The 25,349-nt window shown below is 53.5% G+C and carries 17 protein-coding genes and 1 tRNA gene; 13 read left to right on the forward strand and 5 right to left on the reverse strand.

Features of this window, described 5'->3' with window-relative positions; genetic code table 11:
* Positions 1-1,209: a type II secretion system F family protein gene (locus DV532_RS03335; RefSeq protein ID WP_056795278.1), complete on the reverse strand. Its 1,209-nt coding sequence runs from the start codon at positions 1,207-1,209 to the stop codon at positions 1-3.
* Positions 1,210-1,424: 215 nt separating this feature from the next.
* Here DV532_RS03335 and DV532_RS03340 point away from each other — a divergent pair, with 215 nt between their 5' ends.
* The 8 genes from DV532_RS03340 (at position 1,425) to DV532_RS03385 (ending at position 10,282) form a co-directional block, all read left to right on the forward strand.
* Positions 1,425-1,835, forward strand: a complete 411-nt coding sequence (locus DV532_RS03340; protein ID WP_056795281.1) for a pilin — start codon at positions 1,425-1,427, stop codon at positions 1,833-1,835.
* A 71-nt stretch (positions 1,836-1,906) separates the two neighbouring features.
* Positions 1,907-1,982 (forward strand) — tRNA-Thr (locus tag DV532_RS03345).
* Between the two features lie 161 nt (positions 1,983-2,143).
* A complete protein-coding gene (locus tag DV532_RS03350) occupies positions 2,144-3,439 on the forward strand; it encodes an integrase arm-type DNA-binding domain-containing protein (RefSeq protein WP_056795283.1) in 1,296 nt (431 codons plus the stop codon).
* A 289-nt stretch (positions 3,440-3,728) separates the two neighbouring features.
* On the forward strand, positions 3,729-4,685 hold the full coding sequence (locus DV532_RS03355; RefSeq protein ID WP_056795286.1) for a hypothetical protein: 957 nt from the start codon (positions 3,729-3,731) through the stop codon (positions 4,683-4,685).
* A 52-nt stretch (positions 4,686-4,737) separates the two neighbouring features.
* On the forward strand, positions 4,738-5,001 hold the full coding sequence (locus tag DV532_RS03360; RefSeq protein WP_056795289.1) for an AlpA family transcriptional regulator: 264 nt from the start codon (positions 4,738-4,740) through the stop codon (positions 4,999-5,001).
* A complete protein-coding gene (locus tag DV532_RS03365) occupies positions 4,998-5,591 on the forward strand; it encodes a hypothetical protein (protein WP_056795290.1) in 594 nt (197 codons plus the stop codon). The genes DV532_RS03360 and DV532_RS03365 overlap by 4 nt, the downstream gene beginning before the upstream one ends.
* A gap of 841 nt (positions 5,592-6,432) precedes the next feature.
* Positions 6,433-9,315 (forward strand): DUF927 domain-containing protein, encoded by a 2,883-nt coding sequence (locus tag DV532_RS03380; protein WP_056795297.1) that lies wholly within the window; start codon positions 6,433-6,435, stop codon positions 9,313-9,315.
* A gap of 88 nt (positions 9,316-9,403) precedes the next feature.
* A complete protein-coding gene (locus tag DV532_RS03385; protein WP_056795299.1) occupies positions 9,404-10,282 on the forward strand; it encodes a hypothetical protein in 879 nt (292 codons plus the stop codon).
* 138 nt (positions 10,283-10,420) lie between these two features.
* Here DV532_RS03385 and DV532_RS03390 read toward each other — a convergent pair whose 3' ends face one another.
* The 4 genes from DV532_RS03390 to DV532_RS03405 all read right to left on the reverse strand — a co-directional run bounded on the left by DV532_RS03390 (position 10,421) and on the right by DV532_RS03405 (position 15,376).
* Positions 10,421-12,805, reverse strand: coding sequence for a DUF4238 domain-containing protein (locus DV532_RS03390; protein ID WP_082476743.1), 2,385 nt, complete (start codon positions 12,803-12,805; stop codon positions 10,421-10,423).
* 559 nt (positions 12,806-13,364) lie between these two features.
* Positions 13,365-14,120 (reverse strand): hypothetical protein, encoded by a 756-nt coding sequence (locus DV532_RS03395; protein WP_156675857.1) that lies wholly within the window; start codon positions 14,118-14,120, stop codon positions 13,365-13,367.
* Positions 14,121-14,180: 60 nt separating this feature from the next.
* Positions 14,181-14,408, reverse strand: coding sequence for a hypothetical protein (locus DV532_RS03400; protein WP_120715295.1), 228 nt, complete (start codon positions 14,406-14,408; stop codon positions 14,181-14,183).
* Between the two features lie 449 nt (positions 14,409-14,857).
* A complete protein-coding gene (locus DV532_RS03405) occupies positions 14,858-15,376 on the reverse strand; it encodes a helix-turn-helix domain-containing protein (RefSeq protein WP_120715296.1) in 519 nt (172 codons plus the stop codon).
* Between the two features lie 305 nt (positions 15,377-15,681).
* Here DV532_RS03405 and DV532_RS03410 point away from each other — a divergent pair, with 305 nt between their 5' ends.
* The 5 genes from DV532_RS03410 (at position 15,682) to DV532_RS03440 (ending at position 25,250) form a co-directional block, all read left to right on the forward strand.
* The gene (locus DV532_RS03410) at positions 15,682-16,152 is read left to right on the forward strand and encodes a hypothetical protein (RefSeq protein WP_156675858.1); all 471 of its coding nucleotides are present in this window, start codon (positions 15,682-15,684) and stop codon (positions 16,150-16,152) included.
* Positions 16,153-17,473: 1,321 nt separating this feature from the next.
* A complete protein-coding gene (locus tag DV532_RS03420; RefSeq protein WP_056795313.1) occupies positions 17,474-18,802 on the forward strand; it encodes an integrase arm-type DNA-binding domain-containing protein in 1,329 nt (442 codons plus the stop codon).
* A gap of 899 nt (positions 18,803-19,701) precedes the next feature.
* Positions 19,702-20,682, forward strand: a complete 981-nt coding sequence (locus DV532_RS03430) for an integrase domain-containing protein (protein ID WP_056796688.1) — start codon at positions 19,702-19,704, stop codon at positions 20,680-20,682.
* On the forward strand, positions 20,679-20,954 hold the full coding sequence (locus DV532_RS03435) for a hypothetical protein (RefSeq protein WP_056795316.1): 276 nt from the start codon (positions 20,679-20,681) through the stop codon (positions 20,952-20,954). Before DV532_RS03430 ends, DV532_RS03435 begins: the two co-directional genes overlap by 4 nt.
* A gap of 363 nt (positions 20,955-21,317) precedes the next feature.
* The gene (locus DV532_RS03440; protein ID WP_082476758.1) at positions 21,318-25,250 is read left to right on the forward strand and encodes a reverse transcriptase domain-containing protein; all 3,933 of its coding nucleotides are present in this window, start codon (positions 21,318-21,320) and stop codon (positions 25,248-25,250) included.
* The last annotated feature ends 99 nt before the right edge of the window (positions 25,251-25,349 follow it).

Below are 25,349 nucleotides of genomic sequence, written 5' to 3' on the forward strand. Positions count from 1 at the left end.
TCAGATCAAGCTACCCAACTGGAAGATCGGTAGGTACATCGCCACCACCAGGCCGCCCACCAGCAGGCCCAGAATCAGCACGATGGCCGGCTCCAGCAGGCTGGTCAACTGCTCCAGCGCCTGGCCGACCTGGTCCTGGTAATGGCTGGCGGCTTTTTCCAGCATCTGGTCCAACGTACCGCTGGACTCACCAATGGCCGTCAGTTGCACCAACAACGGCGGAAACAGCGGCTCAGTGGCCATCGCCTGGTTCAGCCCCAGCCCATTGGCCATGCCCTGGCGCAGCCGCAACACCGCCTGCTGATGCAGGTCACCGCCACTCACCCTGGCCACCGTGCCCAGCGCATCCAGCAACGGCACCCCGGCGCTATAGGCGGTTGCCAGGCTGCGTGCAAACCGCGCCAGCGCCGCCTGCCCCAGCAGCTTGCCGAACACCGGCAAGCCCAACACCCGGCGAGATATCCACAAGCGCGTTGGCGCATGCTGGCGGTATAGCTGGCGCACCGCAAAACCTAACACCACGCCCATCACCAGCAACAGCGGCGCATACCGCCCCAGGCCTGTGGACAAGTCGATCACCCAGCGGGTAAATGCCGGCAACTGCGCATCGAAGCCTGCAAACAAACGCTCGAACCGCGGTATCACCTCCAGCAACAAAATCGCCGACACCCCCAGCCCGGTCAGCAACAGCAGCAGTGGGTAGATCATCGCCTTGCGCACCTTCTTGTGCAGCACCTGGCGCTGTTCCAGCATGCCCGCCAACTGTTCCAGCTGCCGGTCCAGCGTGCCGGACTGCTCACCCACCCGCACCAGGTTGCAATACAGCCCATCGAACCACCCCGGGTGGCGCTGCATGGCATCCGCCAACCCCAGGCCCGAGGCCACATCCTGTTGCAATCTGTTCAGCAACCCCGCCTGCGCCGCATCGCAGCCACTGCGCCCCATTACCTCGAACGCCTGCAACAGCGGCACCCCGGCCCTTAGCAAGGTTGCCAACTGCCGGCTGAACCCCGCTGGGTCGGCCTTTTCCCGCCGTTTTGGCAAGCTCAACCTCAGCCCGCCGGCAGGCCGCAAGCTGGCCACCTTGATGCCCTGGCGAATCAGCCCAGCCCGCACATAAGCCGGGCTGCGCCCAGCCGTTTGGCCGCTGACAGGCGTGCCGTTGGCGTCGGTGCCATGCCAGCTGTAAAGGTGTGTTGATGGGTTCATGCAAAGGTCCTTTTTTTGCCCCAGCGACAAGCCTCGAAACAGCTTGCCGCGTCCCTGCAAGGGCGTGCGTCCGTGATGCTCACTAGAGTAGTTCAGCGAAGATGACGCCCAAGCGGGCAGGGGTGACAAAAGGTGTCTGTTCAGGCCTACTGCGCCGCTGCCGGTTGGGGCGCGCCTGACCTCAACGAATACGCGTATCAAAAAGGAAAACGTTCATGAAAGGGCAACGCGGTATCACCCTGATCGAACTGATGATCGTCGTGGCGATCATCGGCATTTTGGCGACCATCGCCTTACCGATGTACACCAACCACCAGTCACGCACCAAGGCGGCAGCCGGGTTGCTGGAGATCAGCGCGCTAAAAACAGCGATGGATCTCCGGTTGAATGACGGCAAGGACGTGGCCGGCGTGGCCGAGCTGGGTGGCCAGCCGGCGACGGCGAACTGTGCGATCACGGCCAGCGGCAAGGCGGCGGATGGCACCGGCAGCATCGTTTGCACGCTGGTGGATGCGCCGGCCACTGTGCTGGGCAAGGCCGTCACCCTGACCCGATCGGCTACCGGTTGGGGCTGCACCACCGACATCGAGGAAGACCTGGCGCCGAAAGGGTGCAAGGCGCCTTGAAGGTTGGGTAATAAACCAGAGGAAACAGGGGTTTGCGTAACGGGTGCGAGCAGTGGTACGTTGCGCTACACGCCGGTGTAGCTCAGTCGGTAGAGCAGCGCACTCGTAACGCGAAGGTCGCAGGTTCGATTCCTGTCTCCGGCACCAGAGACCAGTTTCCAGAAGTCTATGACTGTCTACGAAACACCCCGCAAAGCCCGCCTGGTGCGGGTTTTGTTGTTTCTGCCTGTCTCGTTTTGTCTCTGGGCATCTCCGCGATTTAGGGATATGGTTAGGGATATCTCGGTTCGACAAGGAAACGTATCCCTATGGCGCGCACAGTGGTGCCTCTTACCGATCCCAAATGTGATGCGGCCAAGCCTCGGGAGAAGGACTACAAGCTGTTCGATGGCAAAGGCCTCTACCTGCTGGTGAAGCCGTCAGGGGTCAAGACTTGGCGTATGAAGTACACCAAACCTGACGGCCGTGATGGTTTAGCAACGTTTGGCAACTATCCGGCGCTCGGCTTGAAGGCGGCCAGGGAGCGACGCGCTCAGGCGCTTGAGCTACTGGCTGCTGGTAAAGATCCCATCGAGCAGGCGCGCTTGGACAAGCAGGAAGCGGTAAACGCCCGGTCGAATACTTTCCGTTTGCTTGCACAGGAATGGCATGCGGCCTGCGCTCGTAAGTGGACACCGGGTCATGCCTCCACTGTGTGGCGACGCATTGAATCCCACCTGTTGCCCACTCTCGGTGATCGTCCGGTTGCGGAGCTTAAAACACGGGATCTGCTAGTTCCGCTGAAAGCGGCGGAAAAGCGGGATACCTTGGATACGGCTGCACGCCTACGCCAGTACATGACGGGCATCCTCCGCATGGCGGTTCAGCATGGCCATCTGGATTTCAACCCGGCGATCGATCTGCAAGGCGCCACGGCTACCCGCAAAACAGCGCACCGGCCTGCTTTGCCATTCGAGCGCTTACCTGAGCTTCTCCAGCGGATAGATGCCGACAGCGGGCGCGGTGTGACCAAGCTCGCGGTGCAGCTGACCTTACTGGTGTTTATCCGCTCTAGTGAGCTCCGATTCGCTCGCTGGGGTGAGATCGACATGCGGAGGTTGATGTGGGAAATCCCTGGTGAGCGAGCGCCTATCGAGGGCGTAAAGAACTCCCATCGCGGCTCGAAGATGAGCACACCACACTTGGTTCCGCTCAGTCGCCAGTCATTTAGCGTCCTGGAGCGAATCCGCGATCTCACCGGCCGATTCGATTTGGTATTTGCAGGTGATCACCATCACTGGAAACCCATGAGCGAAAACACCGTCAACAAGGCCCTTCGACGCATGGGGTATGACACGAAGACAGAGGTGTGCGGCCACGGTTTCAGGACAATGGCTTGTTCAGCACTAGTTGAGTCGGGGTTGTGGAGTAAAGACGCCGTCGAACGACAGATGAGCCATCAGGAGCGAAACACGGTGCGCGCAGCGTACATCCACAAAGCAGAACACATTCAGGAGCGAAGGCTCATGGTGCAGTGGTGGGCAGATTATTTAGACGCCAATCGAATGGAAGCGATCACCCCGTACGATTTTGCCCACCGAGATGCTGTAGCGAGCGACGTTTGAGACTTCAAGAGACGCATAAGGCATCAAGACCCAGCGATGCGTTAGGGTCGTCACTGCTTGTGTATCGCAGCCACCAATCGGGGTGTTTCATGTGTAACTCGTGTTTCGGGGGCGGTGGAGCCGTTGAAAATGCTGGACTCCGGACTGGAAACACATCGCTGGTCCATGCGGAAAAGCAGGTGTATCAACGCTACATGGTGTATCGCACCATTGTTGCCTCTCGGCCCTGTCGGCAACTTAACGATCATCTATCGCGCAGGCTCAGTTTTCGATCAAGGGGGCGTGGGGTGTGATCTGGTCCGAGAATGAGGTGGAGCAATTCACGTTCGAGCTTGCGAATACTGATATCACTAGCCTGCTCGATGAGATCCAGATGATGGAGGATGCTGTAGCGGAAGCTGCACTTTTCCCTGAGTTTCGTGAGCACTTTCGCCAAGCATTTGATGTGATAAACGAGGCAGCTTCATATTGGCTCGAGGAAGGCTTGGGGTATTCCAGTCAAGCAAGGCGGGTAATCCATGAGACGTTCATGCAGCGAGATCTCATTTACGAGCGATTGTGCTATGCCCAGTCGTTTTCGCTGCCGGATGTAGTGCGTGAGGTGCTAGGTCAAGTTGAAGCTATTACTAGCACTCGAATGGCGGCGAGCTACGCCTTCGTGCAAGCGCTGGACGCTGTTCAGATGCTGGCTGATTGGCTGGGGAGTGTTGAGCTCAATGTGTACGACATCAACCCTGACTTAGCCGAATACCTAAGGCTGAATGATCCCGAGTTTTTCCAAACCATGGTTGAGCACCAGCGTCGTACCCAACCGGGCAGGGAAGCTGAGGTGAGAGAGAGCTTTGCCCAGTGGGTTGCTGAATCGGAAAAGGTTTTGATGCTTGCTGACCTTCATCGCCAGTCTGAAGTCGCGTTGAGCTCTGGGACGCTTCAGCCAGGTAGTTTTTTCCCGACGATGATCGACAAAATCTACACCGTGAAAAACTCCGAGAGGGCTCGCTTGGCTGGCAAGGGAAACAGTCGGCCAGGTACCGCTACTCAAGATGGAAAGGCCAAGAAACGGGAGCTCACCCGGGTCGCCGTTGAGCGCATCAAGAAGGCCCACCCTAAAATTGAGCCTAAGGCGCTGCTGTCCATGCTTGTCGGTTTAGAGGGACTCGGGACGCGGGACACGATTAGGGAAAATCTCAGAGAGCTGGGAGAGTACGGTCCTAGGAAAAAAAGAAAAACGAGCGGACCGTGTTGATTCGTTTTTGAGTTTTTAGTCTGTGCCTGTCTCTGTAGATATAGGCACGACTATGACCACTTTCTCCGCAGCAACCTCCCTCCATTCTAAGCGCGACCCACAGACCACTCTGATACGCATCACTGAGGTGATGGCCATCGTAGGGTTGGCCCGTCCCACGATCTACAAGCTGATGCAGCAAGCCGAGAGTGGCTTCCCGCTGCCAGTGAAGCTGAGCAACAGCACCGCCCGAGGTGCCCCCGTAGCCTGGGTTCTTTCAGAGGTTCAAGCATGGACGCGTAGCCGCATTCAGGCTCGTGATCGGGTGGCAGCATGAGCGTGCGCCGCTATCACTTCACTGGCCCATTCCATGATCCATATGGTGCAGCGTTCTGCCTCTACAAACCTGGGGACATCAATTGGCGGCACCGAATCATTGCTGGCGTGAGTTGGAACGGCCAATCCCAAGAGGCGTTCTTTTTCAACCCAGATGGCCTAGCCATTCCGCTCCGCGCTAATCCTTGGGAGATGCCCGCCTTCCTGCGAAAGCATGAGGTGCGTCGCGAGTTCTCCACCATTCACGGTGATGGGCCCTTCGCGATGGATAAACAGCGCCGCTCGTGCCTCACATCGTGCCAGCTGGCCGAATGGGTTACCTACTGGTTCACCGATGAGAGCTATCCCTATTCGAACGATCCAGAGGTTTGGGACGTTTGGGTAGCGAATGACCTGGTGCAAGAGCAAGTCACCAGCGAACAAAGCCATGCGCTCGGACGAGACCAGACAGATTTGGATTCCTTCGTGGCTGAATGCGTTGCAAAACGTGGAGAGTGGCTCACTGAAGAGTACCGCCGCCGGTGCAAGGAAGACGCAAGGATCTTTGCCTGGCTGAAAGGCGAAGCGATCTCACAGACATCCGGCAACTGACAGCACCGGCCTCACTGCTCAAACGAAAACGCCCCCGGCTGCAACCGGAGGCGTTAGAGGTAATTCGTATGCCCCCTCAATCTATGTCGTCGTGCGTGATCGCGCAAGCCCCGCGTATTGCTCTTATCAAATCGAGCCGCTATGCTGCGTCCGTCGCTGCAAATTCAGTGACCGGGTTTGGCGACCCGAGAAACAATAGGCGCACAGGCGCCCCCATATCGATTGCTGGCGCTTTTTTTGTGCCCGCATGTCTGCGTTATGGCGGCTGTGCGTGGGAGACCTTCGGGTCTGCCGGGTTCCTATTGTCCCGGTTCGCCAACCCGCGTACAGCTGCCACCCTTAATCGTTTGGCGACGATCCGTGGCAGCTCCTCAACAATAGGAGCTTCACATGCATGCCCTCAATCCGTCCAAAGTTCGCGCCGCCGCCCACCGGGCAATGGCTCTCGCCGCTCTACACGCAAACTCCAGCCTTGCCACTCGCCTCGCACGCTACAACCGACATATGAGCATTGCTCGCTCTCTGGAAACCGTCGGGGGTGCGCAATGAAATTATCTGCATCCAAGGGACTTGAGGGGCGTCTCCCCGAAGACCTTCTATCCGTATGCGCCACCAATGCTACCGGTGTGCCAATTGATGCCATCACTGCGGCTTGCTCCCGCGTCGACGCCGTTTTGCACTTGCTCATGGCACAGTTCAATTCCGGTCCGGATGTTGAGAGGTTGTCTGACTCAGTAATAGCGAATGTTATTTGGGACGTCCAAGGGACAGTGGGACTGATTCGGTCGCTGGCTTTACACGGCGATAAGTCCACGTACCAGCTGGTGCATGGAGCGGGAAAATGAGCAAGCGCCCCAGCTTTTCCGAAGTCAAACACGCCTCCCTCAAGTCAATCGACCAAGTCCTTTCTAACTGGTTGCCAGGCGGTAAACGGGTAGACGGCGGTAAGGAGTACACCGCACCGAACCCCACTCGGAATGACAAGCACGCCGGTTCTTTGAAAATCAGCCTGACCAAGGGGACATGGGCTGACTTTGCCACGGGTGACAAAGGCGGCGATCTGATCGACCTAGTGCGCTATCTCGAAAGCTGCTCCGATGTTGACGCATGCCAGAAGCTCATCGAGTTTCTACGTATTGATCCCCGTACGGCAATCTCGGCTCAGTCGGCGAAAAAGCCCGCCACTGCTGAATGGCAGGCGGTATTACCGATCCCCGCTGAGGCGATGACTAAATGCCCAAGCAAGCACCGACAGCATGGGGTTCCGTCGAAAGTTTGGTGTTACCGCAACAGCCAAGGCGAGCCCTTGATGGTTCTCTATCGCTTCGATGTCGGCGGTAGTCCAGAAGAACCCGCCAAGAAGGTATTTGCGCCGCTCACATGGTGCATGCGTGGCGAGCAGGGGCCGGCCCAATGGCGCTGGCAGGGACTGGCTGAGCCACGCCCACTGTTACGCTTGGACGAGCTGGAAAAGAAGCCAGACGCGCCGGTGATTTTGTGCGAGGGCGAGAAGGCCGCTGATGCTGCCCAGGTGCTTCTGCCCGGTCACGTGGCCACCTGCTGGCCGAACGGCTCCAACTCTTGGCATAAGGCGGACTTCACCCCATTGCGGGGCCGTGGGGTGTTCTTATGGCCCGATAACGATGACAGCGGTGCAAAGTGCATGCAGTCGGTAGCCGCCAAGCTGGTGGAAATTGGTTGCGCAGTGCAAACCATCGAGCTAACAGTGTTCAAGCGCAAGCCTGTGCTCCAGGGCGAAACGCCGAGCTTTACCAAGGGCGGACGCTGGGGCGACGGTGACGACGCCGCCGATGCACTGGAGAAAGGGTGGACTGCTGCGCATATCGCATTGCTTGCTGGTACCGGTGAGCTGTTCGGCGGCTCGAACCAGAGCACTCCATCGCTTGGCGGGGTGGATGATGCGAAGCCAAGCAAAGCGGAGAAAGGGAAGGCCCGCCTCAATCGGGATCTACTCCCGACTGGCTTCCGCCTGACAGAAGAAGGTGTGTTCTACGCCACCGAAGATGGTGAGGCACGCCCCGTATGTTCACCCCTTGAAATTCTTGCGCGCACCCGTGACGAGAAAGGGCACAACTGGGGGCTGCTCGTCGAGTTCGACGACCCTGACGGTGAAAAGAAGCGCTGGAACATCCCGGCTCGGACTATGACCGGCGATTTTGGCAAAGACGTATTGGGCCCCTTGGTCGACATGGGGCTGCGCCTGGCTGGATCTAGGTCAGGTAGGCATGCGCGCAACGACCTGCAGAGCTATCTGCAGGGTTTTGATAGCTCACAGCGAGCACGACTGGTTACCCGTTTGGGCTGGCACAACAATGCATTCCTGCTGCCTGATCGTCAGGTCGGTCAGCATGGGGAGCACCTGCATTTCTATGACGCTGGAGCCCAGCTGCCGCCAATCAACGAAGCGGGCACCCTTGAACAGTGGCAGAGCCAGATTGGCGCTCTTTGTGTCGGTAATCACCGGTTGGCGTTTGTGGTCAGCACCGCTTTTGCCGGCCCCTTGCTTCATTTACTGGGACACGAGTCCGGCGGTTTTCACCTCTATGGTGACAGTTCCGGCGGGAAGACCACGCACTTGCAAGTGGCTGCCTCAGTATACGGCGGACCACGATTGGTACGGTCTTGGCGGTCCACCGACAACGCCTTGGAGTCAATCGCTGCGGCGCATTCTGATGGACTTCTGATCTTGGATGAAATCGGCATGTGCGACGCTCGCATTATCGGCGAGACCGTCTACATGCTCGGCAATGGCACCGGCAAAGCCCGGGCGAATGATCGAGGACAAGCAGGCCGTACCGTACAGGAATGGCGCCTGCTGTTTCTGTCGACCGGTGAGAAGACGCTGGCGCAGCACATGGCTGAAGCCAACAAAGAGCTCAAGGCTGGCATGGAGGTTCGCATGCTGGCGGTACCGGCGAACGCCAGCAAAGGGTTAGGGATGTTCGACACCCTGTGTGGATTTGAAGATGCCGCAGCGCTCTCAGATGCGCTCAAGCTGCGGGTGAGCAAATTCTACGGTACGCCGCTCACAGCATTCCTGGATGCCCTGTGCGCTCCCGGCAAGCTTCCCGGTCTGGTGAGCATCTTGCGTCGTACTGTCGAGCAGTTCATTGCACAGAACCTCCCGGCGTCAGCAAGTGGGCAGGTCCAGCGTGCTGCTCTTCGCTTCGGCCTAGCCGGGGCCGCGGGCGAGCTCGCCACTGCCTTGGGCGTGACCGGCTGGCCAGACGGAGCTGCGCTCACGGCAGCTCGCGTTTGCCTGCACGCATGGCTGGCGGAGCGAGGCGGTGCTGGGAATATGGAGGGGGAAGCCATCATGGCACGCCTGCGGCAAGTCATTGAGCGCTTCGGCGAGAGCCGGTTCACGCGTTGGGAATCCATCGCTGCGAAGATCGATGAGCACGGCCCCCGCACGATCGACCGCTTAGGCTTCCGCAAAACCATGGAGCACGGAATGGGTGACACCATGCATACGACCATCACCTACTACGTGCTTCCGGAGGCATGGCGTTCTGAAGTGTTCCGTGGAATGAACATCACGGCCGTTAACCGCGAGTTGATAGAGCGAGGCGTCCTACAGAGCGGTAAGGACGGAAAGGCGTCCTGCACTGTGAGACTGCCAGGTATGGGAATGCAGCGCTGCTATGTGGTGCTCAGTGAGCCGAGCATCGAGGATCCGCTGGCTGAGGCGACGGCTGCCTAAAAGCAGCTCTTCCATATGAGGCATACGCCGGCGTGTCCGGCCTCGCCAGCCGCTCTACCTATAACCTTAATTCTAGGATGACAGATCAATGAAAAGCCTTGAACAACTGAACACTGAACGTAACCAATACCATGCGGATCTCCAAGAGCTGGAACAGCAGATCACCCAATGGGAGGCGCATCTGGCTGACCCAGTTTTCGCCGAAGAGCCGACCGGTCAGAGTCTTCAGGTATCTATCCGAGAGACTAGATCGAAAGTCGATAGCATCGAATACAAAATTGCTGTAATTGATCAAGACATTGCTTGGTTTAACCGAAAAGCTAATTCATCCGTACTGATGGCTGAATATAAAGAAACAATGAATAATTGGGCAATTGACAAAGCTGATCTTGAGGGCAAGCGCAAGGTACTAAGCACTCGGTTGGTTGAAACCAAAGCCGAGTCTGAGAGAATGATTGCCGAAGCTCGTCAGGGTGAGGAGGAGGCCGCTCGAGCTTATGCCCAATCGGTTGCCTGGAGCGACGTTGAGGGTGAGAAAAAGGCCGCAGAGGCTGCGCAGAATGCGGCAACGACTTTGAGCTCGGCGATGGAAAATCAGCGTCGCCAAAGCTCGATCATCGCTGCGATGGATCAGGAAATTGAAACTATTGATGCGCACATCGAAGAAGCTGTTCAAGAAATACTCAGGGCAGAACGCTCAGCGATTGTAGTGGCCCTTGAGCGTTTGGAAGAACAGTGGGATGTGTCGGTAAAAGAACTTCTTAATCTGGGGTCCAAGCTATATGCGGCGAAGCGTTACATGGGGCGCGAAGGGATGGCATTCCATCGGTTCCACGTGAGTAGTCAACTCGAGAGCTTCACGCACTGGGGTGAAGGGGATCTGATAACGATGAGCTACAAATATTCTGCTGAGCAGATTATTGATATTGATCTTCCGGCTTTAGATGGGATTAACAAAGCTGCGTGAGTGAAGCCAAAGCGCATCATGTTAACTTTATTTCGTGATGCGCTTGGTGTGGCAGATTGTTGACAGACCCTTGCTGTGGGTGGCTAATACTGCTCCCCTGAATATGTACTATGGCCTGGTGGCATATCGTCTGTGGAGTTAAGGTTGACTGGGAAGACCAATGCCGTAGATAGACCTTACTTGATGCTCGTATCGTGGGCAATTGGACCTCGCTAGAAGTCTTTGGACGTTCGTGTCATAGAGCCCGCCTTCAGGGCTTAATATCGTCAGGGCGCAATTATTCGAGTGGTCGGTTGTGTCTTTTATTTGGTTCATTAGAGTTTTTGCTTGGTCGGAGATGGACTTGATTTTTTCAGCATTTCGATCGTTCGTCAAAATCATGCAGTCGGTCGTTTTCATTAGCCGCCTAAGTGTCGCGAATGGGCCTTGTGACTTCTGAACGTTTTCCAGTAGTTGATAGTCAAGTGGGCTCGAATGGACGTGCTGAAGGGCACTATTCCACGGATAGTTAACAACTCCCTGATTGGTATGCTGCGCCCTTACTAATTCTTGCCACCTCGAACCACTGTCAGTTATTAGTACTGATCCGGTGGCTTGTGCTGTTAATAATGACATTTCGTAGTTTGGAGCCATTTTAAAAAGGAGGAACTGACCCTCTTCGCCTGAGTCGAAACGTTGCAGCATCATGAGATGCGATGACTCCGCCTGGCTCTCTAAATCGGAAATAGCTCGCTTTGCATCTATTTCGGTTAGCCCAAATTGTTGAGTCAATGTTTGTATTTTCACATCTTGAGGCATTATTGCGACTGTATTCAGTAGATCCTCGGTGGTTAACTCAAAATAACGCTTCCTGTCTACTTCGCATATATTCCTTGTTGGAGCTCGCGCTGCAGCAATTTCCATGGCGGCCTCCATTAGATCGGAATCGAATTCCATCAAGCTGGGGATCAGGTTTACAATGTTAAGTGCAATAAAAGGCTCTATTTCCAGCATAAATAAAAAGTCTTTCAATGCTTGGTATTTGAACTTGGCGGGTGATTTAACAGGGCTGAACTCTGGCTTAACATTGTTCGGGTTTTGTATTGGTGACTCTATAAGGAATTCGTCAAATAAAGATGCCGTAGGCAGAGCCCGTAGGCTGATTGTTCGGGGGTCTATAGTTCCAGTGTATAATGCTCTAAACTTTCCATCTGGCTTGGGCAGTAGTGAGTATATGTCGGTGTCGCGTGGCCAAAGAGCTGCATAAAAGCTATAAATTTCTGAAACTTGATTGTTGGTTAATTCGCGTCTGATGTCAGTCCAGGTTTTGCCATTGTCTAGGCCGAGTACGCTTCGGATACAGTTGCAGAGAGCAAGATTTCGCTCTCGAATGCTTACTGAATCCCAGCTTGTACGCATGTCGGCAGACATATCACGGCAGCAGGCTTTATATTTTTTACCGCTGCCACAGCCGCAGTGATCATTGCGGCCTATTTGAGATTCGTCAGTGCTTTTACGTAAGAAGTCGTTCGGTGGATCTGCTCGGCCGAATGCATCCTGATAGTAAACGGAACCGTTTTCGAATTGGGCGTATAATTCGCCACCAAATCCAAGAGGTTGATTAGATGGTGGGAGCAGTACGTGCTTTAACTCAGCCCAATCACAAGCTGCCTGATTTTCAGGATAAAGCCATTCCTCTCTACCAGCGGCAACGCAAGAGTGTGATCTGCTTTTAATGATGTGGTTTACTTTGGTGACTTCCTCTGATGTAAGCTTGCGGCAGTTTATAAACTCAATCGTATTGACCATGCTGTAGCGTACGCGTTTCGCATTGGTTCGCTGTGAAAGTGGGTTGACATTTTCTGGATCTTTGGCATATTCCAGGTTTGTTAAGATCAAGCAGCGATTTTTGCTCAGCGGGAATATTGTTTGTGTTCCCTTTAGTGCAATGTCAGGGTCGTTAGGATAGTTACATAATTCTGAGTTAGGTGGGCAAGCATAGTTGTAGATGGTGACAGGGTGGTCAGATGTTATAAATTTGGTGTCTGAATCTTCGGCGGAGACAATCTCTCTAATACCTTCGGCCCATAATGTGCAGTGTATTGACCGTAATGATTGCATTTCCATCATTAGCTGAATCTGGCTCAATTCTGGGTATTTGCTTTTGATCCAGTCCAATCCTTTTGGGGTTCGTAGTTTTTGTGCATCAAGATAAACGAAGAAATCCTCAAAGTTTTTATGCCACTCTCCGTGGTCGTCGGTTAGGAACGCTTTAACAGCTTTTGATCCATTGTCATCAATTGGGCCAAATAGTTTTCTTTCAATGTCGTCGTTAATTTCGGTCCCGAAAAAAGTTGAGTACAGATCTATCTCATAAAGCTTTTGAGCGGTTGTGTGCCACTTTTTTGAATGTACCGTCTTGTGTTCTCCATTTTTTAAGCTTATGTTTCGCTTCGTGAGATAACATAGTTGGTTGTCTCGCCCATCCATGAAGCCTTCTTGATACCATTGTGCGACATAATGGTTGTCTCTGGTCTTGTTCATTTTTTGTCATCAGATATTAAATGGGATTTTGAAATTAAAGTTCTAAAAATCTATGAGGCTTTAATTGATTGTTGTCCCGAGGCAGTTGGAATGTCATATTTTTTTCGCTGATGGTCTGGGTAACCGGGTGTTACGAGTCGGGCCAAGTAGTATTTGATTTATACGCCAGCAAGAGTCCTAGATTGGCGATCAGTGTATCAGTAGCCAAAGCGATACTAAGCCTTTGGCTATCTAGGGTGAGGCTGTGCATCTAGGATAAGCCGGGCGCTAGTTTGGCCCCTTTCTATCATTCTGCGCCTTGAGTAACTGCAATTGATGCAAGGGAATAATTTAAATTGGTATTTGGCTGCGCTTGCTTCGGCATCCGTCATGTCAGTGCGCTCCAAGCTCCTAGTTTCGACACAAAGGAGCGTCCGCTATATGCTGGCTTCGCCCAAGGGCACAGCAGGATACTTTTCAGTATAGCTAGTGTCCCGCTCGGTTAATTCGTTAATCTAAAAGCCCTGGAATCATTGGGCTGAACAAATTAGGTAGATAAACGAACTAACCATGCAGGACACTAGCGAGTGTGATTAACGAAGCCGAAGCTATAACCTCGAATCATGTCTATGGTTTTCTGAGCACGTTCTGGTAGAGGGGTGAACTTCGGAGTTAGCTGCTCAAAATACTTTTTTGTGATATCGATAAAGTGCTCTGGGAGATCAGGGTCTGCCAGGTTCTCGAACATTCCACCTCGCTTGAAATGGCGTTCGAGGTACATTCCGACTCCATGTAGCTTAGACTGCCATGAATAGGGGTAAATATCTTTCATGTCCTCAGTCATTTTTACCGTCGGCTGGATCAGGGCCGTACCGTGAGCAAGTACGTTTCTCAGAGTAAATAACACGTTGATGCCTTCCTTTACGTCCTTGTCGACATCGGAGTCAAGCGCGTTTCCGTAATACGAGACACCTGCTGATTTGACGAGGTTGTCCCATCCCCCAGAACTCTCCAATTCAATTAGGAACTTTTGCAGAAGCCGTGTCGGTGAATCATGTTCAGTACGGCCGGCGCGCTTACCCCTTTCTACAGCTTCGTCCAACTCAGCCTTCACCTTCTCGGTGAGAATTGTTCGGACGGTCCCCTCCACAAAGGAAGCATTGAGAATGAGAAGGCCGAAAGCATGCATGTAACTGTAATAGGCATGCGGCTCAGCACCATCGGCACTGGCCCTACGTAAGGTAGACCGATGGGCAAGTGCCATGCTTTCATAACTGAGTAGCAATGAAGTAGCTGTTTCCCAACCAAGATAATGTGCCATGTTGTCCTTGCTCATGTTGTAATCGCAATTTGCGGCTTCAAGAGTTTAGTCTAGCGTATAGCTGGGTTTGGTTTTCTATAAGAATTTGTTCTTATCGCGGCTCTCACAACGTTCTTTTATCATTCGTATAGTCTTATCGGTTTCGCTGATCACTTTGCCTAACACGTAGCAGGTGAAGGCTTGGCTATTTGTTGCATCGCATCCGGGGACAATGGCTAAAAGACTCCAGCCTTCGGCTAAGCGATTATTAACCGATACGGGATCACGCTCCTCAACGACTTCTTCGACATTCTCAAATGACATTCCACAGTTCCTAGCATCGAGGCGCCAGGACGCGCCTCCACTACAGGCTTAGCCCGCACTATGGCGGGCTTGCTGGTGCTGACAACCCAGCTCGAAGCTGTAGTTTTGTGAAGCGTAGCCTATCCCTTTAAGAGCTGCCTTCTCGATGAGTTTTCTTTGGTAAGCGTCTGTTTTTCGTTTGGAGATCTGAGGTCTATGCGAGGAGTATTTGCCGTCAATCATGGTCCAGCGGCGATTGGAGCGGTCTTAAGCGCAATGAAGCGTAAACGCAGTCCTGAAGTGGCAGGCCGCCCGGATATGGCGTTCTGTTCACGTAGCGCAGAGATTTAACTTTCATGCATTTCTCCATTCCGTAGACCCTGCCGGGATTGCTTGCAAATGGACGATCACTAACACCGATGCGAGTTACGGCGGAGCAATCGCACGTCTGGACGATCACTCCTAGAGAGCTAAGGCTCCACCTTCGTGACCGTGGTCATGCGTTTTCGGCGGCGCTCGTGGCCAGCATTTCGTTCTTCTAACTCCACAACCGCATGAGGTTCCAGCAGGTCCCGCAACAGTGTCAGGTCGTAGAGATTGGTTTCACTGCGATCCTTTTCTCTCCTGCGTTCGATGCGCCTCAACAGCCCTCCCGCTTCCATAGCACGGATACGACGTTGGATCGTTGAAGCCGAGACAGCCATGGCTTGTGCCAAGGTTTCCTTCGAAGGGTGCGGGTGATTTTCGTCTTCCCACCAGTAGCTCAGCAGATGCAAAAGGATGTTCAGGTCCAGGGCATCTATTCCCAACGTTCTTTGTCGACGGATCAATATGTTGGGAATGCCGGTCCACCCTGCCTTCGTGATTGGCCCCCCCCATTTGGCCTCAATCGAGCGCTTTGTAGGCACGACTACGGCGGGAGTACTCGTATTTTCAGGCACTGCCGATGGAAGACTTGCGTTTGCTGGAAGAGGAGGTGGTGTAGTCATAGACGCCTCAGCGATATGGATGGCCTAAGGCTATGGGAGGTAGGTGTGGGAAACAATCGTTTCCTGACAGCCCCTGGGGTGCAGCAGCACCTCCCACGTTATCCAGTATATGTTCTCGTGTTGTTCGACGATGAGTCTTCTCGGCTGAATGTTATTCGGTGTTCAGTAGCGCGCTCCACTGGGAGCTCTTAATGCTCACCAGTGGGGTGCATCAGAACACCCCATGCAAGCGGCTGGCGCCCTTCTAAATTGCCTCTGACCCGCCTTATTCTTCGAATATGACAACAGGTTAGAGGGTGCCGCTAGTGGATAGCGATCGAAATTTTAAGACCTTGGTGGAGGTCGTTCTGCAAGCGGAGGCAGTAGGCCGACCTCGACACGAACTGCTTTTGGAACTTGGCGCAACGCCAGCATCCATCATCGGCGCTGGTGGAGAAATCTATAGCGGGCTGGATCTCGTCCTGAAGGGCAAAACTGTGGGGAAAATGCACTTCGACCATGGTATACCGCGAGGGGTGATCGAACGGCTCCCGCAGATCCTGAATGCGCCCCGGGCAATCTATCGCTCAGCCAATCAAACCGTACAAGGTGGCGAAAGCATTGTTGTGATGACGTTTGAGACCCACCGGGGCTATCCCCTGATAGTGCCAGTGCATGCAAGGAAGCAGATTGGACGTGGACGGTTCTACAACGAAGTGGCGAGCATGTACGCGAAGGAAGGGCCTAACCCGGAGGCTAAGTGGAAAGCGGCGGGGCTGTTACTGTGGGAACGCTGAAAAAAACAAAGCCCCAAGTGACACGACATTTCAGCTCTAATAGCTTGGTGTGGGACGTCACAATGGGGCTTACACCTCTTATGTTAGGCCATCACACCGTCAACATGCAATAACGCCATTTCGCGGGTAGGTGTGAAGCTACGGGCAACGAATTGCTTTCCCGCTGGGCAACCGTGAGCTTTTTCAGCCCGGCACCTCTGACGCAGCCCTGTAGTGCCCCCGCCAGCTATCGCTATGTTGATGGCTGCCAGTCAAAAAGCCCACCTGCTGTGCCCTAGGCCTTTGTCAATCGTAGCCACAAAAGCTCATTAGTCTCGGTTACACCGGCCTCTGCCGTTACACGGCTAAACCACAGAAGGAAATCCGAGGTGTAACTCAATATTAACCTTTAAAATCAATGAGTTATCAGGTGTGTTACACATGTTCCACCTGTTACACCGCTTTAGCATCGATTAACTACGAATCCCCAATCCCCTATTCGTTCGCGCCTTCAGCGGTAGAAAACGGACCTCGCTACTCCTGTTTCTAGTCGCCGGGGGACCCTGAGAGATGGGGCAAGATACGGGGCAGGAAACCCGCGCTTTCTTGTTAGCGGGAGCGTTCACAGCTTAGTGAACTGCTTCACTGGGTGAACCCACCCAAATGATTGGTTAACCCTCGAATTATCTTGCCAACTGCAAGAATGAGGCTTCGCTTGCAGTCAGCTCATTGATCCCAGCAGGAGTGTTGCAGTGCATTAACCGCCAAGGGCTCGAGCCGCCTCAATGCCGCGTGGGGTTAGCAGGCCGGCATACTCCCTACGAGGCCTGATGTTACCGGCCTGCATCCTCGTGATTCGGTAGCATCCGTAACCTTTCGCCCACAGTTGCTCAAAAATTTCCGCATTGGACTCGATGAATGTCCTCTCGAGTTCCTGGCCTTCCTCATGCATCTTCAGCAGTGTGCGCAGCATGGTGTTGAGATTTTGGGGCGTGGTAGTCATATGGCAGTGCTCTGGGTTGGGTTCAGCTAATCCTAGACGGTCTCCCGGCTTCGACTCCGGTGAGGTGACTTTTGGTTTGGGGATACGTTTAGGGATACGGATTCATGCGATTAGCTAGATTTCCCAGTAGATACTGGTCATATCGTCCACTGTTTGATTCCTGTCTCCGGCACCACATCCAGCTCCACTGCATTCCGCTGAATGCCTTGGAAGCCCTCTAAACCGGCCTTCTGGCCGGTTTTTCGTTTCCACGACCCTCCGTCGGGAACCAACTAGATCCCCAATAACCGGGGGTATTTTTGGGGTACAGCGTCTTTCCTGAATGGAGAACGTACCCCTATGCCACGCCTAGCCATTCCGCTCAGCGACCTCAAATGCCGCACGGCAAAACCGCGTGATCGCGCCTACAAACTGTTCGACGGCGGGGGTATGTACCTGTACGTCGCGCCCAGTGGCTCGAAGACTTGGCGGCTGCGGTATTTCAAACCCAACGGCAAGGAAGGCACGCTGATTATCGGCAAGTACCCCATCGTTTCGTTGGCCGTTGCGAGGACCAAGCGCGATGAGGCCAAAGCACTGTTGCTCGACAACCTTGATCCGATGGAAGAAAAGCAGAAGGCCAAGATCGCAGCCCAGCGGGCGAGCCTTCTCTTTGAAACCGTTGCCCTGGAGTGGCACATCGAAATGTCTCGGCGTTGGACTGAGGGACACGCCAAGACGGTGCTGAGCAGGTTACGCACCCACGTGTTTCCACTGATTGGCCAGCGGCCTATTGCTGAACTCGACACCCATGATCTCCTTGAGGTCACTCAGCGGATCAAGGATCGCGGCACGATGGATGTTGCGCTGCGTGTGCAGAACTATCTATCCACGATCATGCGAGGAGCGAAGCGGGCGCGGCAGATCACTCAAAATCCAGCGCTCGATCTGGCCGGCTCGATTCAAGCGCCGCGTACCGTGCACCGTCCTGCGCTCTCGCTTAACCGCCTTCCTGAATTATTGAGCCGAATCGACAACTACACCGGTCGCGAGCTGACCCGGCTCGCAGTGCTACTGACGCTGCATGTGTTCGTGCGCTCCAGCGAACTGCGCTTTGCACGTTGGGATGAATTCGACCTGCAACGGGCAATGTGGGAGATCCCCGATAGCCGCAAGCCGATTGAAGGCGTCCGCTATTCCACACGCGGGACCAAGATGAGTGGGGACATTCAGATAGTGCCGCTGTCGTCTCAAGTCATCGAGATCCTTGAACGGCTGCGCAGCTTGAATCGCTTCTCTGAACTCGTGTTGCCCGGTGACCACAGGTACTGGAAACCCTTGTCGGAGAATACGGTTAACCAGGTGCTGCGCAATATGGGGTACGACACCACCAAGGACGTGTGCGGGCATGGTTTCAGGACCATGGCTTGTAGCGCCTTGCTCGAATCAGGGCTGTGGACGGACGCGGCGATTGAGCGGCAGATGAGCCATCAGGAGCGTAACCGCGTGCGCGCCGCGTATATCCACAAGGCCCAATTTTTGGAGCAGCGTCGGTTGATCATGGCTTGGTGGAGTAATTACATCGATGCCAACAGATCGGACCATGTCACTCCGCATGAGTTTGCCCATCCGGTAGGCGACAACGTCACAGCCTTGCTAAATGGTCATGGCGCATTTAATCGCGGGTGAGTCTGCAAGATCGGCGCTGGCTGCTCTTTCACGCGGGTCCATCCAAACAGGGCTGCAAAGCCGCCCTGTTTGGATGGACCTCACTTTGAAAAGCTAAAAGCCAAGACGTTGTCCGGGATTTACCACTCATTTCCATCGGTGGATAACCGCTTTTCACCTCCCAAGTAGCGCTGAGTTTCGACCCTTGACCGGGTTTATCCACAGGCGTAGAACTGGCCGTGCAAGCGCTGTCGATGACAGCACCCCAGGTGACCCGAACCTTCAAGGTCACGCCGCTCTCGCGGTGGTTCTCCCCCAAATGGCGATTCGCGTCCGGCAGCTCGCCCGGTCACCTCCCCGGTGATGGACGCCTACTTCAGATCATGGCCCTCGTATGCCAGACAAACCTCCTACTTAGCTGCCCTGCAGCAACCTATCCGCTTGGCTGAATTTTGCGCCAACCTGCGCCCGTCTCTTTCTCCTGGAAAGAGACGGGCGCTTCTAGCACTGCTGCAGCCCTAATCGCACTTGGCTTTGCGGCAACTTCCCTTGTGACAATCGGCGTGACAAGCGCCGATGTCACCAGCAACAGCGCTGCAGATGATGGTGCCGCAGACCACGGAATGGACTGCACCTGACTGACAGTTAGGCATGCCCCGGTCATCGCATTGCTGCGTTCACCCGGCTCAGGATCTCGCGGCACTGGACTCGTCAGCCAGTGCAGCCTCCACCCGCCCACCGGTAACGGTGCTCAGGAGGCCAGATCATGAGATGCCCTTGCTCCCGGTCGTAAGGAGCCGCCAGTCCTGCGTAATGGACACCCCCACAGGTCGCAGGGGCCTTGATCCCTGATAACACTCAGCATTCTTGGCGGGATGACGTGGGGCGAGGATCGGAGATCGAAAGATGAGGTGAGCGACATGGCATTGGTGGGTAAACGCGATGGCCGCAATTTCGGCTACGGCAGGCAATTGAGCTATGCAGGGCCGCAGGCGCTGAAAGACATGTTCGGCGGCGGCCACTACGGCACGGTCAAGGCGCACAGTGATCGGTGGCAGGCATTCGTCAAATGGTGCCGCTCCGAACAGGGGCCCGGTATCAATGATGCGCGGCAAATTGATCGGAAGGTATTGGCGGGCTATGCGGCATATCTGCACGACATAGTTGGGCGCGGTGATCTAGCCGTCAGCACCGCACAAAATCGGCTAAGCAGCGTTAACATGACCATGGCAGCGCTTCGCGGTGATCAGTATGTGAAATTGCCAAGTCCGAGCAAGGCGCTGGGTATGCAGCGCACCGGGGTTCGACACTCGGTTCCGCAGGGCCAGGACCGCGAACAGATTAAGCAGATCGTCGATGCGCTTTGCAGTCGTGACCAGAGACGGGCCGCCGCGATCGTCCTGTTGGCGCGAGCCACTGGCATGCGCTTGCGTGAGGCTATCTTGGCTGACCTGCCACGGCTGAGCCGTGAGGTTAACGACCTAGGCAGGATTAACATCCAGGACGGCACCAAAGGCGGCCGCGCCGGGGCTTCAGCGCCACGCTGGATCGCGGTGGACGACCATGTTCGAGGTGCACTTGAGTTTGCAAGGCATGTGTCGCCTGCGGGTAGCCGCAACCTGATCGCGCCACATGAAAGCTATCTAAATCTTCTGCAACAAATCATCCGCCCTGCACGGGACATCCTGCATGCACACAACCTCAAAGGCTTCCATGAGCTACGAGCGGCGTACGCATGTGAGCGCTACGAGCAGATCACCCAGCACCCCGCGCCAATCAATGGTGACAAATGTTGCCAGGTAGATAGGAAGCTTGATCGCGAGGCCCGGAGGAGAATCAGCTATGAGCTTGGGCACGGCCGGATTGACGTGGTCGCTGCCTACATTGGAGGACGGACATGAGCAAGTCATTCGATATGGAATTGTTCTTGGCTGGCGTGCTGATCGGGTCGCACACGACGCGGCAACGCCATTTGCGGCAGGCGACGCTTATCCAAGCTGAAATTGCAAATCGCTGGCAGCGAAAGACACCTTGGGCCTGGCAGAGAAAGCATTTGGTTTGGTTTCTTGAGCATCGCCTAGATCGACGCAGTGAGATGACGCGGTATTACTATTTTCTTACTGTGCGGTTACTCACCCGTCGTTTACAAAAAACATGGGTGTTCAACTGCTGAGCGAGGATCTGATTTTGAAAGGTTCGACTGCCAGCAATCGACCCGTAGCTACCCTTCACGCAGGACTGCTACCAGACAGAGGCGCTCGCTTGCAATCTAAGAAATCCGGTGCGATTCAGGAGTAAGCAGATTGTGCTCCGTAGCGTCTAAAGGGCTTCATAAAGTCACTCTACTCCTAACGCCAACCCTTGCCGACTTCGCTATTAAACACGATGATGTTACCGTGAAATCATGGCATGCGGGCGTTACCAAGGAAGGTTCCTTCACTAGAAGGCTTGATGCCTCCTTTCGTCTCTCTCGGTGCTACCAGCCAAACGCACGCCAGCTGAAAACTGCTGCGCACTGCTCTACACGAGAGAGATGATGTCCATCATCAAAACGAAATATCTGGTCTTACACCCACGTGGCGAGGCGCTCATAGACATTGTCATCCTTGCCCAAGCTTGGAAAAAGACCCAAGGCTTCATCCGTCGCCACAACTCGTATGCTGACGTCCTTGAGCTCGATAGATCTACCGTAAACTTAGAACGGCAATTGATCGTGTGGGCCAAGGACATTCAGAGACCTCGGTTTCAAACTAAGGAAATGATGCTGGTGCCTGCCCCAAAAAATGGTAGGTGGGTGTTCAAGAAGGACCTTGAGTCGGGAGAGGACAATTTCTTAGATACCACTATTAGCAGCTCTTTATTTCACGCCTGGGGGCCGGATTCAGAAAAAGAAGATGATCATTTTGATCGCCCTAGTCTTCAAAAATTACGACCTCTCGCTCATATAGGAATTCGTGATCAATCTCTAGCGACTGCCGTCATGATGTGTCTTGCTGAATCCATAGAGACAATCCAAGGGAATCCGGACGAAGTTGATGCGGTTAAAGCACGCTCAAGTGGTCTTACAAGTTACGGGAATCGGCTTCACTGCCGATGGTCAGAAAGTGCTGGAAACCGCGCTAAAGCCAATTTCTCTTGGGGTAATAGCCAGACGTATCGTAAGTACTACCAAGACTATCGCGCGTTCCTATCTCGCCCACGGCAAATCTGTGCCGAGTCATCTCAACGGATACCTAAAGGAAAAGAGCTGTTCGTAGTTTCTCTTGATTTAAAGTCGTTTTATGATCGTGTGGATCGTCGGGCATTAATAAATGAGCTGCAACGCCTTGAGGCCGAGTTTAATCGGGAATTTCATGTGCAGGTAGACAACGGAGCCGACCAAGAGTTTTGGGATAAAACGGAAAAAATATTGAAATGGCGCTGGCGGGACAGCGATAATGAACAAGCTGAACTGTTCAATGAATTGGGATGTAAAACCCTCGATCTAGGGCTTCCGCAGGGTCTCGTAGCATCAGGTTTTTTAGCAAATTCATATTTAATCGGCTTTGATAAAATAGTCGACAAAGATACTCGTGAGAATTTGCTAGTTGAAGACAGTGAAATAAAAATTCTTGATTATTGCCGTTACGTAGATGATATCAGGATTGTGATTGAAGCACCAAGCCACAGCTCCCCACTGAATCAAGTTAAAAGCTACGTAACTAAAAGGCTCCAGGAACATTGTAAGGTCATCGGCGCCCAAAAAGAGATTGTCCTGTCAGAAGATAAGTGTTCTATAACTCCTTATCGATCAATGTCGTCTCAGAATAATGTTTCAACCTTGATGAGCGTGCTTGGGGCTGAGTTGAGCGGAACATTTGATATCGATTCATTAGCACAAGCTGCTGGAGGCCTAGAGGGCTTGCTCTGGATATCGGATCAGATTGAAGGATCACAAGAGCCGCCGAGGTCTAAACTAAGGCTAGCAACGATCGCTGCCCCCGCAACAGACGTTCGAGACGACACAGTCAAACGCTTTGTTGCAACTCGTCTCGTAGAGTTAATGAGACAGCGTCTAGCCATGACTGATCTCAGCGCTCCCGATGATACAGGCGAGTCCTTAGGAGATCGGATGAATGGCGGAGAGGCTCTCTCCCATGAGTTCGAATCCACAGCGCGTAAATTAATTAAATGCTGGGCAGAAAACCCCGCCCTAGTATTATTGCTCCGATGTGGACTAGATTTGTTCCCACACCCCAAATTGCTATCGCCAGTACTTGAGGCACTGAGTGCGAAGCTATTCGAAACTCCCGGCGAACCAAGTCAAAATGAACAGCGTCAAATTAAAAGTGCTGAATACATCGCCGCAGACTTACTACGTGCCGGAATTGTGGAAACCGGCTTCCGGGACGATGAGAGCTATCCCGAAAATATCGACATTCAAGGTTACAGAGAGGATCTTGGAAGCTTCGCAAGAGCTATCGTCGTAGAGCGAAATAGTTCGCCTTGGTACTTGGTGCAGCAGGCGCTACTATATTTGGCTTCGATCGGGGATAATAGTGTAGGCCTTGATGATATCGAAGAGCCTGAGATTGAGGAGTCATATCAAAGACTACGAAGCGCACTTTTATTTGAGCGTTCCAGTTCCGTTGAACTATTAGAGGCAATACCGTATGCACTTGTTGCTCAACAGATGCATCCAAATCCTCGGCGCTTTGCCGCTTGGTTAGCTGAAGGTCTTAGTTCCACCACGTCAGTTATTCAGATACAAAAAATTGTGAATTTAGTAGCTCTTGAAAGGCCTGATTTACTTCTGGAAGCGAATGGCAAGCGGGGCACCACATTACCAAAATGGAAAAAATTTGTCCCGCAATCTATAGTTGAAATTGGCCGTATCAGTGCCAGCAGGCAAAAAGACAACAAAGCAGTAGCAACGCGGCAGTTGCTTCGAGTTATGCAAGATCCATTAAATGCTTTTGGCCAAGAAAATGGGCTTTTAATGCTTGCTAGAGCTCTTCTTGTTATGCCGGGCATCGAGGCGAGACTCTCAGATAGACTTAGCCCTGTTGATATTACAGTTACATGTTCAGACTGGAATCTGTTGCAATCACTCCCGAGCGATCCTGAGTTCTTGAAGGTTAATTTGTCTGATGAGTCAGATGAGAATAACCCGCTATATGAAAGCCCAGAATGGGTTAGCAATGATAGGACCTGGATGTACGGATTGGGTCGAATTCTGAGATCAGCCTTAACAGGTGATTTTGACTACACCGCACGGAGATTCTTAGTAACAGAGGAGGTTGGGCGCTACAGAGGCATACGGAGCAGTTGGTATAAACGTCGCTTTGGAATGCTTAATTCTGGCGGCGGCATGCTGGACGAACCTGCGCCGGTTTCGCCATGGCTTTCTGGATTTATTTCAATACTCCTCCAATGGCCTGGTATCGAATTTAAAGCCAATGATGCGGCTCCAGTTTCCAACGTCCGCACACCAGGTGAGCTGTTAGCAATACTTGAAAAACGTATTTCAGAACAGCGGGAATTATATGGGGTACGTAGTAAAACCCCTTTCTACGTGATCCCTACCAGCGACGGTACCACCCTTGTGGACCGGCCGTTGCGGGTTGCGATTGTCCAGACGCTTCGTCCTAGGATGGAAGATTTCGATACTAAGGACCCTACCCACTGGACTCCAGCGATGTTGTCACAGCATCGACGTCACTTGGCTCAGGTTTGTCGGCTAGCTCACGCTAAACTGCGAGCTTGGGTATCATCTCGACCGCTAAAAGATGGAGAGGATGAGGACTCGAATATCGATGTTATTATTTTCCCTGAATTAGCAGTACATCCAGAGCACGTTTTTTTTCTACGGCGCCTTTCAGACATGCTTAAGGCCAATATCTTCACTGGACTTACATTCATGCATTCAAGCAAATGCGGAGGTCCAATTAATCAGGGGCTATGGCTAATCCGGACAGACGCTCCAGACCAGGGTCGGAATATTCAATACGTGTGGCAGGGTAAACTGCATCCCATGAAACTTGAACAACAGATGGGGGTTAAAGGGCATCGCCCTCATGTAACGCTGGTAGAGCTTCCAATAGGTACAACTTCGCCAACACGCTTAGCGGCAGCGATCTGCTACGATGCAACTGATCTTGATCTGGTAGCCGATTTACGAGACCGTTCAGATGTATTCCTAGTTTCAGCGTTGAATCAGGACGTGCAAACATTCGACAATATGGTGGCGGCACTACATTTCCACATGTATCAACCAGTAGTGCTAGCAAACTCAGGTGAGTTTGGTGGTTCTACAGCGCAAGTTCCGCTGCCTAAGCATGAACGCTTAGTAGCCCACATCCATGGTAACAATCAAGTTGCGGTCAGTGTTTTTGAAATAGATCCAGCCCGGTTCAAATCCACAAAGCCTGGGCGATCACCAAAACAGGTAAAAACTGCACCCGCCGGTTATAAAGGACGGGGACGCTGACTGAAAATTCGGAGTTCTTCCGAAGCTGTGCTTCGTGTCCCTACAATATCTGCTCCGCAGGATGGAACGTGGAATTTCTTAAGTTTGCCAAAAATAGGG

The organism is Pseudomonas sp. Leaf58, assembly GCF_003627215.1.
Classification (GTDB): Bacteria; Pseudomonadota; Gammaproteobacteria; order Pseudomonadales; family Pseudomonadaceae; genus Aquipseudomonas.